The sequence below is a fragment of the Actinomadura sp. GTD37 genome, assembly GCF_041951365.1.
Taxonomy (GTDB): Bacteria; Actinomycetota; Actinomycetes; order Streptosporangiales; family Streptosporangiaceae; genus Spirillospora.
On record NZ_JBGNUS010000001.1, the window covers coordinates 804995 to 817374 of the forward strand.

Genomic DNA, 12380 nt, shown 5'->3' on the forward strand with positions numbered 1-12380 from the left:
GACTCATCTCATTGGACCGAGTGTCGACAAGGATTGAGTTCGGCGCCGGTCCGCATGGAGGATCGGGAGCAGTCCCCACCCCGACACCTGCGAGGACGTGGCATGGCGCGAAGCTACAACCTGGCCGACCTGATCGAGATCCTGGCCGCGGCGGGGCCGGACCGCCCCGCCCTCGTGGCCGGGGCCGAGCGGCGGACGTACCGGCAGCTCAACGAGCGTGCGAGCCGGGTCGGCCACCATCTGGCGGCGGCCGGGATCCGGCCCGGCGAGCACGTCGCGATCCTCGCCTACAACCGGGCCGAGTGGATCGAGGCGATGCTCGGCGTGTTCAAGATCCGCGCCGTGCCGATCCCGGTGAACTTCCGCTACGTCGCCGCCGAGCTGCGGCACGTGCTCGCCGACTCCGACTCGGTCGCGATCATCGGGGAGCGTTCGCTCCTGGCGAAGGCGGAGGAGATCCGCGGCGAGCTGCCGAAGCTGCGGCACGTCGTCGTCCTGGAGGACGGCTCGTCCTCCGGCGGGACGCCCTCCCACGGGCAGGACCCGGCGGACGAGATCCCCGGAGCGGTCGAGTACGAGAAGGCGCTGGCCGCGGCCGACCCGTCCGACGACTTCCCGGCCCGCTCCAGCGACGACCGCTACATCATGTACACGGGCGGCACGACCGGCTACCCGAAGGGCGTCGAGTGGCGCTGCGAGGACATCTTCTTCGGCGCGCTCGGCGGCGGGAACGTCCTCGGCGACCCGATCGGCAGCCCGGAGGAGCTGGCCGCCAACGCCGACCAGCCCGGAATGGCCGTCCTCGACTGCGCGCCCGTCATGCACGGCGCGGGCCAGTGGGTCGCGTTCATGGGCCTGTTCAGCGGCGCCAAGGTCGTCCTCTACACCGACCACGCGTTCGACGCGGACGAGGCGCTGCGGCTGCTCGCCGACGAGAAGGCGAACGTGCTGATGCTGGTCGGGGACGTCATGGCGCGGCCGGTCGCGCAGGCGCTGGCGGGCGGCGGGCACGACACGTCGTCGCTGATCGCGATCGCGTCGGGCGGCGCGCCGCTCACCGAGGGCGCCAAGCAGGCGCTCCAGGAGCACCTGCCGAACGTCATGTTCCTCGACAACTACGGCGCCTCGGAGACCGGCGCGTGCGGCCCGTCCGTCGGCGCCAAGGAGGGCACGGCCCGGTTCATGATGAAGCCGGGCATCACCGTCCTGGACGACGACCTGAAGGCGGTCGGGCCCGGCGAGATCGGCAAGCTCGCGCGCAGCGGCCACATCCCGCTCGGCTACTACAACGACCCGCGGAAGACGGCGTCGACGTTCTTCACCGACGCCGACGGGACCCGCTGGTCGGTCCCCGGCGACTTCGCCGCCCTGGAGGAGGACGGGACGATCACCCTCCTCGGCCGCGGCTCCCTCATGATCAACACGGGTGGGGAGAAGGTCTACCCGGAGGAGGTCGAGGTCGCGCTGAAGGACCACCCCGACGTGTACGACGCGGTCGTCGTCGGCCTGCCGGACGAGCGGTTCGGGCAGCGGGTCGCCGCCGTCGTGGCGCCCCGTCCGGGCGCGACCGTCACGCTGGAGCAGCTCACCGAGTACTGCCGCGGCCGGCTCGCCGGATACAAACTCCCGCGGCAGATCACGGTGGTCGACGAGGTGCAGCGCACCGCGGTCGGCAAGTCCGACTACAAGTGGGCGCGCAGCGTTCTCGGATAACGGCGCGCCCGGCCCGGCGGCGTTCCCGGGTAAAGGCGCGGCGTGTGGTCATACCACGGTCGAGCGCGCATTTCCCGCCGGGCCGCGGTCAAAAATCAATTGATGCCGAAGGGGCGTGTCTTGGGCGCGTTCCGGCGATTATCCGATTCATGAATGGGGATCGGTTGATACCGCTCGCGCGACGGTATCGCCTGCTCTCTGTGGTCGGCAGGGGCGGCATGGGCACCGTCTGGCGGGCTTACGACGAGATGCTCGACCGGGACGTCGCGGTCAAGGAGGTCCACCTGCCGCCGCGCATCACCCAGAGCGAGCGCAGGGTGATGTGCCGGCGGCTGCTGGCGGAGGCGCGCGCCACCGCCGCGCTGCGGCATCCCGGCGTGGTCGCCGTCCACGACCTGATCATCGAGGACGGGCGCCCGTGGATCGTCATGGAGTTCCTGGAGTCGTGCTCGCTGAACCGGCTGGTCACCGAGGACGGCCCGCTCGGCGTGCGGCGGACGGCGGAGATCGGCGCGGCGGTCCTGTCGGTGCTGAGCGCGGCGCACGCGGCGGGCATCCTGCACCGCGACGTCAAGCCCAGCAACGTCCTCGTCTGCGACGACGGGCGCGTCCTCCTCACCGACTTCGGGCTCGCCGTCCAGGCGCACAACGGCCAGGAGCTGGCAGACACGATGCCCGCCGGGATCGAGGGGTCTCCCGCCTACCTCCCGCCCGAGCGCGTCGACGCGCAGCCCAGCGTGGAGGCGTCCGACCTGTGGGCGCTCGGCGCGACGCTCTACACGGCGGTCGAGGGCTTCTCGCCGTTCCTGCGCTCGCACGCGCTCGCGTCCATGATGGCGGTGCTTCTCGGCGACTACGCGCGCCCGGTGCGGGCGGGCCCGCTGACACCGGTCATCGAGGGGCTGCTGCGCCAGCGGCCGGAGGACCGCCTGACGGCCGAGGCCACCGCCGACCTGCTGCGGGACGTCGTCGCCGCCCTCCCGGAACCGGGCATCACGCGCGCGACGCTCCCGAAGGAGGCCGGCGTCCCCGCCCGCTCCCTGCCCGTCCCGTCCAGGCACCGGGCCGTCGCGCGCCGCCGCGTCCCGTGGGCGCTGCGCGGCGCGTGGGTGACGCGGGACGCGTCGCGGCGCCGGGCCGTGCGGGGGCCGCGCGTCCCGTGGACGCTGCGCCACGGCTCCGCCGGGGCGCCGCCGTGCGGTTCCCGGCGGGCCCGCGGCCGGTGGCGGGGCCGCGGCGGCTGGACGCCCCACGCCCTGGCGGCCCGGACCAGGCGGACGTTCCGGGGCGGGCACGTGCGGCCGGGCGCCGTCGTCAGCGTCGCGGTGCTGGCCGCGCTCGCGGCGGGCGCGGGCACCTGGGCGGCCCGCTGGACGGCGATCGGGAAGAGCGACGCGGTCGCGCTGCGTCCGGCGGCGGGCGTCACGGCCAGGACGGCGCGGTACCGGGAGGCGGGCGCCTACTCGGTGCGCGTGCCCGCGGGATGGCAGGCCGAGCGGCGCGGCTACGTCATGGTCTGGAAGGACGCCGTGTCGAGCCGGGGGCTGCGCATCGCCCCGGCGGCGGGCGGCGATCCGCTGTCCGGGCTGCGCGCCGAGGAGCACCGGGCCGTCGCGGAGCACCGCTATCCGGGGTACCACCGGCTGCGGCTGGAACCCGTCCCCGAAGTGATCGCGGGCGCCGCCGAATGGGAGTTCACCTGGCGGGAGGACGGCCGAGCCGGCGGCGGGGACGGCGTCCGGCACGTGCTGTGCAGCCGGGCGGCCGGATACGAGTTCTGCTTCTACGCGCCCGATCCCGACTGGACACCGGGCCAGCTCCTGTACGACGAGGTGCTCAGATCGTTCAAGCCCGAGAAGGACTAGGCCGTCTGCTGGAGGCGGAGCAGGAACTCGGCGTTGGAGGAGGTGCCCTTCATCTTCTCCAGGAGCTGCTCGACGGCCTGCTGCCTCTCCAGCCCCTGGAGGGCGCGGCGCAGGCGCCAGGAGAGGGCGAGCTCCTCGGGCGACATGAGCAGCTCGTCGCGGCGGGTGCCGGACGCCTCGATGTCGACGGCGGGGAAGACGCGGCGGTCGGCGAGGCCCCGGTCGAGCTTCAGCTCCATGTTGCCGGTGCCCTTGTACTCCTCGAAGAAGACGTCGTCCATGCGGGACCCGGTCTCCACCAGCGCGGTGGCGAGGATCGTCAGCGAGCCGCCGTTCTCGATGTTGCGGGCGGCGCCGAAGAACTTCTTCGGCGGGTAGATCGCGGTCGTCGCGACGCCGCCGGCGAGGATGCGGCTGCTGGACGGCGCGGCCAGGTTGTAGGCGCGGCCGAGCCGGGTGATCGAGTCGAGCAGCATGACCACGTCGTGGCCCTGCTCGACGAGCCGCTTCGCCCGCTCGACGGCCAGCTCGGCGAGCGCGGTGTGGTCCTGCGCGGGACGGTCGAACGTCGAGTGGATCACCTCGCCGCGCACGGTGCGCTGCAGGTCGGTGACCTCCTCCGGCCGCTCGTCGATGAGCACGACCATGAGGTGGACCTCGGGGTTGTTCTCCGCGATCGCGTTCGCGAGGGCCTGGAGGACCATCGTCTTGCCGACCTTCGGCGGCGACACGATGAGCCCGCGCTGGCCCTTGCCGATCGGCGCGACCAGGTCGATGACGCGGGTGGAGAGGGGGCCGGTGTCGAGGCGCAGCCGCTCGTCCGGGAACAGGGGGGTGAGCTTGCCGAACTCGGGGCGGTTCGCCGCCTCCGCGGGCGGGAGGCCGTTCACGGTCTCGACGCGGGCGAGCGAGGAGAACTTCTCCCGGCTCGACTTCGACGTCTTCGCGGTGCCCGCGACGACGTCGCCGGAACGCAGGTGGTGCGCGTTGACCTGGGCGAGGGAGACGTGCACGTCGTCCGGCCCGGCGAGGTAGCCGGAGGTGCGGACGAAGGCGTGCTTGTCCTGGACGGCGATGACGCCGTGGAACGGGACGGCCGGCCCGTCGTCGGCGGGGCGGCGCCCCTGCTGGCCGCTCTTCCGGGCGCTCTGCGGGGGCACGGAGTGCGCCTGCGACTTGCGGCCGGTGGTGGCGGGGCGTTCGGTGGTGAGGGTGGAAGTGGACATGCGGGTCCCTTCTCAGGCTCGCGCGGTTCGGTCCGTGCGGCCTGGAGTCGAATCCCGGGTACGGCGGCGGAACCCGCGGCGCGTACGCGAGAGGAATACGAGAAATGCAGCTCGGTTCACCGGGCTGACGTCTGCTCCCTTGTGCGGCGATCCAGAACGCCGGACTGCGCGTACCGGACCGGGAAGATCACCGGGCGCTCAGATGGCCCGGGCGGGGAAGAAACGTCCTCGATGCGAATCGTGGAACTCCGAAGACGTTGTCTCGACAGTACAGCACTCGGCGCGGGTTTCGCATTCCCCGATTGCCGCGGATTGCTCTCATGCGGGTCGATCCCCCTGTGGCGACGTGACGCGGCGCCGTTCGCCGGCGCGTGTCCCCCGACGCGCGCCGCAGGCCGTCGGTGGTTATGACTCCGCGAGGGGCGCAGGGGTTCCGATCGGTGCAGATGCCCCGGGGACGCCCCCGGGAAACGCGCTCCGTACGATGAGCGGCGTCGGAGCAGAGGGGGGACCCGGGGATGAACACGGCCGTCGGGCTCGGCGTCGAGGTCGCCGCGGGCGTCGGGACGATCACCATCGACCGGCCGGCCAAGCGGAACGCGATGTCGGCGGACATGTGGCGGGCGCTTCCCGGCATCCTGGACGCCCTCGCGAAGGACCCGTCCGTCCGGGTCGCGGTGCTGACCGGCGCGGGCGGCGACTTCTGCGCGGGCGCCGACATCGCCGAGCTGGACGACATCCACCGCGACGACGACTCGCACCTGTCGACGGTCGCCGAGCGGGCGCTCGCCGCGTTCCCGAAGCCGGCGCTCGCCGCGATCGAGGGGTACTGCGTGGGCGGCGGCTGCCAGCTCGCGGCGGCCTGCGACCTGCGCTTCGCCGCCGAGGACGCCCGGTTCGGGATCACCCCGGCGAAGCTCGGCATCGTCTACCCGGCCGCCGCGACGGCCCGGCTCGTCCGCCTCGTCGGGCCGTCCGCCGCGAAGTACCTGCTGTTCTCGGCGGACCTGGTCGGCGCGGAGCACGCGCTGCGGATCGGGCTGCTGGACGAGGTCGTCCCGGCGGGCGGCCTGCGCGACCGGGTCGCCGCGTTCACCGGGACGCTCGCGTCCCGCTCGCTGCTGACCCAGCAGGCGACCAAGGACATCGTGGACGCCGTCAGCGCCGCCGGACCGGTCGCGGAGAAGTCCGCCCGGTGGCTGGCGGAGGTCGCCGCGAGCGGCGAGGCCGAGGAGGGCGTCGCCGCGTTCCTGGAACGCCGCGCGCCCGCCTTCACCTGGACGTCCCCCGCTCGTTGAGGTCGCCCGCGCCGCGGGCGGGCCATCCCGACAGGTCGCAGAACCGGCCCCGCGGGAGCCGGTGCAGGCGGCGGGCCGCCTCCGCCGGATCGTCCAGCGGGCTCCCGGCGGACCGGCGCAGCTCCGCGAGCGGCAGCACACCGCACACGAGCGACTCCGGCGTCGCGACGATGAGGAGCGGCCCGAGCTGCGCGCCGCCCCGGTCGAGGCCGCGCAGCGCGCCCAGCAGGCCGCGGGCCTGCTCGGTCGTCTCCCGGCAGCCCTCGCGCAGCGCGGCGACGAGGTCGGTGAAGTCGCGCTCCAGGCCGCGCGGGCTGCGCCCGGACAGGTAGTACCGGTCCCGGTCGGTCAGCTCGACCCGCAGCCCGTGCTGCTCGGCGAGCCGCTCGTACGGGCCGGTCAGCGCGGCCCGCGCGTCGCCCGGTTCCGCGGTGAGCGCCCCGGCGACCAGCTCGGCGGGCTCGCCGCCGAGGGACGCGGCGACGGCCTGGTCCAGCCGCCCGACGAGGTGCGCGCGGAGCACCGCGACCTCGGCGGCCAGCCGGTCGAGGGACTCGCGCTGCTCGTTCGCCGTCTCGCGCTGCCGGTTCAGCCGGCCGCCGACGTCCGGCAGCAGCCGGTCGTTGATCTGCGTGATCAGGGACCGGATCCGGGCGTCGGCCGCGCCGAGCGCCGCCCGGTCGCGCTCCTGCTCGGCGGCGAGCCGGTCGAGCCGCTCCCGCTGGGACGCGCGGAAGCCCTCCAGCTCGTCCCGGGTGCCCTTGAGCGCGCGGAGCTGGGTGCGGATGTCGGCGATCTCCGGTGCGCCCGGGGAGTGCCGGCGCTCGAACGCCAGGTACAGTTCCCGGCCGGCGATCGCCAGGCACAGCAGGACCAGAATCACCGTCATCGCGCCCTCCCGGGGCCGTCTCGCGGAGCAAACTATGCCACCCGGTACGGCCCCCGGCTCCCCGCCGGCGCGAACCCGGCGATCACCGGGCCCGGCCGCCTACTTGTTCAGGTAGGCGAGGACGGCGAGGACGCGGCGGTTGTCGTCGCCGGTCACGGCCAGGTCGAGCTTCGCGAAGATGTTGGCGGTGTGCTTGGTGACGGCCCGCTCGGTGACGACGAGCCGCTCCGCGATCGCCGCGTTGGACCGCCCCTGCGCCATCAGCTCCAGGACCTCGGTCTCGCGCGGGGTGAGCCGGCTCAGCGGGGTGTCGCGGGTGCTGCTGGCGACGAGCCGGGAGATGACCTCGGGGTCCATCGCGGTGCCGCCCGCCGCGACCCGGCGGATCGCGTCGACGAACTGGGCCGCGTCGAACACCCGGTCCTTCAGCAGGTAGCCGATGGCTCCGGTGCCGTCCGCGAGCAGCTCGCGGGCGTAGAGCTGCTCGACGTACTGCGACAGCACCAGGACGGGCAGGCCCGGCACCCGGCGGCGGGCCTCCAGCGCGGCCTGGAGGCCCTCGTCGGTGAAGGACGGCGGCAGGCGCACGTCGACCACCGCCACGTCCGGGCGGTGGTCGAGCAGTGCCTTGAGGAGCGAGGGGCCGTTGTCGACGGCCGCCGCGATCTCGAAGTCGTGCGACTCCAGGAGGCTGACCAGGCCCTCCCTCAGGAGGGCGAGATCTTCGGCGAGGACAACGCGCACGGCAGCTCCAGGGTCACCATCGTCGGGCCGCCCACGGGCGAGGTGAGGGCGAGGACGCCGTCGAATGTACCGATCCTGCGCTCGATGCCGCGCAGCCCCGTCCCGCCGTCGAGGGTCGCGCCGCCGCGCCCGTCGTCGGTGACGGCGATGCGGAGCATGCCGTCCTCGTACCGCATGTCGATCCACACGCGGGACGCGCCGGAGTGCTTCGCCGCGTTGGTGAGGATCTCCGACACCGCGAAGTACGCGGCGGACTCGACCGGCGCGTCGGGGCGGCCGGGCAGGTCGGCGGAGACCTCGACGTTCAGCGGGTGGTCGAGCGCGAGCGCCTTGACGGCGTCGCCGACGCCGCGGTCGGCGAGCACCGGCGGGTGGATGCCGCGGACGAGGTCGCGCAGCTCGTGCAGCGCCTTCGCCGACGTCGCGCGGGTCTCGCTGAGCAGCAGCCGGGCCTTCGCCGGGTCCTTGTCGAGCAGGTGCTCGATCGCGCCGAGCGTCATGCCCATCGCGACGAGCCGGGCCTGCGCCCCGTCGTGCAGGTCGCGCTCGATGCGGCGCAGTTCGGCGGCGGACGCGTCCACGGCCTCCGACCGCGTCTCGGTGAGGTGCCGGACGCGCAGCGCGAGCTGCGACTTCTTCGTCGGGCCGAGGATCGTCCGGCCCCAGCGCCCGTACACGTTCAGCATCCGCGGCGCGATCGCGTACCCGACCGCGACGCAGGCCGTCGCGACCGCCAGGGTGGACACGACCCGGCCCGTGTCGCTGCCGTAGCCCTCGGTGACGTGGATGTAGGTGTACCAGTCGCTGCCGCCGTAGTGGCCGATCATGTCGCCGGCGAACGCGGCGAGGACGTACCCCCAGATCCCGTACAGGACGAGCAGGCCGGGCAGCGCCGCCGTGAAGAGCGCGACGACCGGGTCGATCACCACCCAGAGGTAGTCGCGCCAGGTGGCGGGGTCGGAGATCAGCGCGATGAACCGCTTGAAGTAGCCGTGCACGCCCGGCTCCGGCTCGGGTTCGGGCAGGTACGGCCGCTCGATCCGCACGTCCGTCCACCGGTTGATCCGGTCGCGGTACGCGTCGAGCTGCGTCCGCAGCAGCATCGTCGCGGACGGGAACAGCAGCACCCCGACGAAGCTGGTGATCATCGAGATGACCGTGATGAACCACAGGCCCACGAGCGTCGCGGGAATGCCCAGGAGCATGAACGCGAGCCCGCGCCAGGCGGCGATCGCGTGCCGCTGCAGCCTTCTCTGTTTCACCAATCCACCGTCCACCGGATCCTCCGCGGGTCGCTTGCCGTCTGGAGTCCAGTCTTCTGGCGCGCGCCCCGCAGCACAGTGTGCCCGCAACCCGGGACCGGGGTGTACTTACGTCCACCCCGGGACGCCGTTTAGAGCCATGTCGGCGGGGGTGCGCGCTTCCTAGCGTCAGGGGGTGCCACCTCGCAGACGACTAGACCAGGGGACCCCATGAAACGGAATCTCGCCGCGGCGCTCGGCGGATGGAGCGCGCGGCACCGGATGACGGCCATCCTCGGCTGGCTGCTGTTCGTCGTCCTCGCCTCGGTGCTCGGCGGCGCGGCCGGCCAGGTCACGATGGCGGACCACGAGCAGGGGACCGGGCAGTCGGCGCGGGCCGGGCAGATCCTCGCCGAGGCCGGGGTCGAGGATCCCGACCACGAGACGGTGCTGGTCTCGGGGGCGCCGGCGGCCTCGCCCGAGATGCGCCGGGCGGTCGCGGACGTCCGGGCGAACGTCCAGGCCACCGGCAAGATCACGGAGCTGCGCCGGGACGTCGTCGCCGAGGACGGGCGCAACGTGATCGTCCAGTTCACCGTGCGGGAGCTGCCGGACGACCCGCTGCCCGCGATCCTGGACGCGGTGGCGGAGGCGAAGAAGGACAACCCGTCCGTCCGGATCGGGCAGTTCGGCGGCGCGACCGCCGACGCGTGGTTCGACGACGCCCTCGGCAGCGACTTCGCGCGGGCCGAGATGACGGCCCTGCCGCTCGCGCTGGGCATCCTGCTGGTCGCGTTCGGCGCGCTGCTCGCGGCGGTGCTGCCCGTCGTGCTGGCCTTCACCGCCTTCCTCGCCGCGACCGGCGTCCTCGCGGTGGCCAGCCACGCGCTGCACGTCGACCAGACGACGAACTCGGTGATGCTGCTGATGGGGCTCGCCGTCGGCGTCGACTACTGCCTGTTCTACCTGCAGCGCGAGCGCGAGGAGCGGCGCAGGGGGCGCGACCGCGAGTCCGCGCTGGCGATCGCCGCGGCCACCTCGGGCCGTTCCGTGCTGGTCTCCGGGATCACCGTGATGGTCGCGATGTCCGGGATGTTCCTGTCCGGCCTGCTCTTGTTCAAGGGCTTCGCGATCGCGACGATCCTCGTCGTCTGCATCGCGATGCTCGGCTCGGTGACCGTCCTGCCCGCGCTGCTGTCCCTGCTCGGCGACAAGGTCGACTTCGGCCGCGTCCGCCTGCCCCGGCGCCGCGCGGGGCGCGCCGGGGTGGTCGGGACGCTACTGAGGCCCGTCCTGGCCCGTCCCGGCGTCGCCGCCCTGCTGTCGGCCGGCCTCCTGCTGGCGCTGGCCGCGCCCGCGCTCGGCATGAAGACCGAGCGGCTCCGCATCGACCAGCTGATCCCGCCCGGCGAGGAGATCGCGCAGACCTACACCCGGCTGAACGAGGCGTTCCCCGGCAACCCGGAGCCCGCGGTCGTCGTGCTGAAGGCCCGCGACATCAACGCGCCGCAGGTCGGGGCCGCCGTGGCCGAGCTGAAGCGGCAGGCGGTCGCGTCCGGCGAGATGAACGAGCCGATCGACGTGACCGTGCACGACCGCGCGAACATCGCCGAGATCGAGGTGCCGCTCGCCGGGAAGGGAGCCGACGCGGCCTCGAAGCACGCCCTGGAGACCCTGCGGGAGCGGATCGTCCCGCGGACCGTCGGCACGGTCGGCGAGGCGCCGGTCACCGGGCAGCTCGCCTGGTCGCTCGACTACAACGACCGGCTCAAGGCCGGCACCGCGCCCGTGTTCCTGTTCGTCATGGGCGTCACGTTCCTGCTGATGCTGATCTTCTTCCGGTCGCTCCTGATCGCGGTCACCGCGATCGTCCTCAACCTGCTGTCGGTCGGCGCCGCGTACGGGGTGATGGTCGCGGTCTTCCAGCACGGCTGGGGCGACTCCCTGGTCGGGACGACGGGCGCGGGCGCGCTGGAGTCCTGGATCCCGCTGTTCGTCCTCGTCGTCCTCTTCGGCCTGTCGATGGACTACCACGTGTTCGTGGTCTCCCGGATCCGCGAGGCCCACGACCGGGGCCTCGACACCACCGGCGCGGTGAGCGAGGGCGTCCGCGCCACGGCCGGCGTCGTGACCAGCGCCGCCGTCATCATGATCGCAACGTTCGGGATCTTCGGCACGCTCTCCATGCAGGACTTCAAGCAGCTGGGCGTCGGCCTGGCGGTCGCGGTCCTGATCGACGCGACGATCGTGCGGGTCGTCCTGCTCCCGGCGGTGATGGCCCTCCTGGGCCGCGCGAACTGGTACCTGCCCCGCTGGCTGGACTGGCTGCCCAGCGCCTCCCACGGCGAGCCGGGCCGGGAGACGCGGGAACCCGCGCGCAACCCGCTGACCCTGGCGTGAAAGAGCAGGCTCCGCGGTCACCGGACGAGTGACCGCGGAGCCTGCTTCGCGTCGTCCCGCCGCGGAGCCTGCTTCGCGTCGTCCCGCCGTGGAGCCTGCTTCGCGTCGTCCCCGCCGCGCGGCGCGGGGTCAGAGCGCGACGAAGGTCAGGCCGCGCTTCTTCAGTTTCGGGATGGCGGAGCCGAGGGCCTTGAGGGTCTGTGAGCGGTCGCCGCCGCCGTCGTGGCACAGGACGATGTTGTTCTCCTTGCCCTTGAGCAGGGCGCGGCGGATGCGGCCCACGCCGGGACGGGCCCAGTCGCGCGGGTCGACGGCCCAGTCGACCGGGAGCATGTCGTGCTCGGCGACCAGCTCCAGGACCGCCTTCGACCAGTTGCCGCCGGGGGAGCGGAAGAACTGCGGGACGACCCCGGTGACGTCCGCGATCCGGTCGTGCGCCTGGACGATCTCCTTGCGGACCCGCTTCTTCGGCAGGTTCGCGATGGAGATCGGGTGGGTCTCGGTGTGGTTGCAGATCTGGTGGCCGGCGTCGGTGATGCGGCGGGTGAGCTTCGGGAACTCCTTCACCTGCTCGCCGATGACGAAGAACGTGGCGTGGACCCCGTGCTCGGCCAGCAGGTCGAGCATCTTCGGCGTCCACAGCGGGCTCGGGCCGTCGTCGATGGTCAGCGCGATCGACTTCGGCGGCGCGGGCGGGGCCAGCTGGGACAGCTCCCGGACGGGCTTCTCCAGCGCGGTGAGCTTGCCCGGCGTCCAGGTCGCGGCCCGTGCGGTCGGGGTGGGCGTCGGGGTCGGCGTCGGATGGATCACCGGTCTCGCGCGGGGCGTCGACGCGGGCGCGGCCGCGATCGGCGAGCCCCCGGAGGGACGCGCGGCGTCCGCGCCGAGCGTGGCGAGCCCGGCGGCCGCGCCGAGCAGCCAAAGTGCTTTGCGGCGGGATGTCCCACCTGACTCCTCAACCTCCACAAGTCCCACGCTATCGAGGTTTTAACCGGGTAGGAGAC

8 protein-coding genes and 1 pseudogene are annotated in these 12380 nt (G+C 73.2%); 4 read left to right on the forward strand and 5 right to left on the reverse strand.

The annotated features are described in order from the left end of the window. Positions 1-102: 102 nt before the first annotated feature. On the forward strand, positions 103-1713 hold the full coding sequence (locus tag ACA511_RS03890) for an acyl-CoA synthetase (RefSeq protein WP_375022633.1): 1611 nt from the start codon (positions 103-105) through the stop codon (positions 1711-1713). 149 nt (positions 1714-1862) lie between these two features. After that, entirely contained in the window at positions 1863-3578 is a 1716-nt protein-coding gene (locus ACA511_RS03895; RefSeq protein WP_375022634.1) for a serine/threonine-protein kinase, read from the forward strand. On the opposite strand, the pseudogene rho reads toward ACA511_RS03895, so the two are convergent. Continuing rightward, positions 3575-4687: pseudogene (gene rho / locus ACA511_RS03900) on the reverse strand (transcription termination factor Rho); the annotation flags it as partial. The gene ACA511_RS03895 and the pseudogene rho overlap by 4 nt on opposite strands. 635 nt (positions 4688-5322) lie before the next feature. On the opposite strand from rho, the gene ACA511_RS03905 reads away from it, so the two are divergent. Then, positions 5323-6102: an enoyl-CoA hydratase/isomerase family protein gene (locus ACA511_RS03905; protein ID WP_375022635.1), complete on the forward strand. Its 780-nt coding sequence runs from the start codon at positions 5323-5325 to the stop codon at positions 6100-6102. On the opposite strand, the gene ACA511_RS03910 is transcribed toward ACA511_RS03905, so the two are convergent. From ACA511_RS03910 to ACA511_RS03920, 3 genes are all read right to left on the reverse strand, one after another. Further along, on the reverse strand, positions 6077-6991 hold the full coding sequence (locus ACA511_RS03910; RefSeq protein WP_375022636.1) for a hypothetical protein: 915 nt from the start codon (positions 6989-6991) through the stop codon (positions 6077-6079). The two genes, ACA511_RS03905 and ACA511_RS03910, sit on opposite strands and share 26 nt — an antisense overlap. 99 nt (positions 6992-7090) lie before the next feature. After that, the gene (locus tag ACA511_RS03915) at positions 7091-7735 is read right to left on the reverse strand and encodes a LuxR C-terminal-related transcriptional regulator (protein WP_375022637.1); all 645 of its coding nucleotides are present in this window, start codon (positions 7733-7735) and stop codon (positions 7091-7093) included. After that, positions 7699-8997 carry a sensor domain-containing protein gene (locus ACA511_RS03920; protein WP_375022638.1) on the reverse strand — a complete coding sequence of 433 codons (1299 nt, stop codon included), beginning with the start codon at positions 8995-8997 and terminating at the stop codon, positions 7699-7701. Before ACA511_RS03920 ends, ACA511_RS03915 begins: the two co-directional genes overlap by 37 nt. A gap of 210 nt (positions 8998-9207) precedes the next feature. Between ACA511_RS03920 and ACA511_RS03925 the strand changes: the two genes are divergently transcribed. Beyond that, positions 9208-11376: an MMPL family transporter gene (locus ACA511_RS03925; RefSeq protein ID WP_375022639.1), complete on the forward strand. Its 2169-nt coding sequence runs from the start codon at positions 9208-9210 to the stop codon at positions 11374-11376. Positions 11377-11505: 129 nt separating this feature from the next. Here ACA511_RS03925 and ACA511_RS03930 read toward each other — a convergent pair whose 3' ends face one another. After that, on the reverse strand, positions 11506-12342 hold the full coding sequence (locus ACA511_RS03930) for a polysaccharide deacetylase family protein (RefSeq protein WP_375022640.1): 837 nt from the start codon (positions 12340-12342) through the stop codon (positions 11506-11508). Positions 12343-12380: the final 38 nt, after the last annotated feature.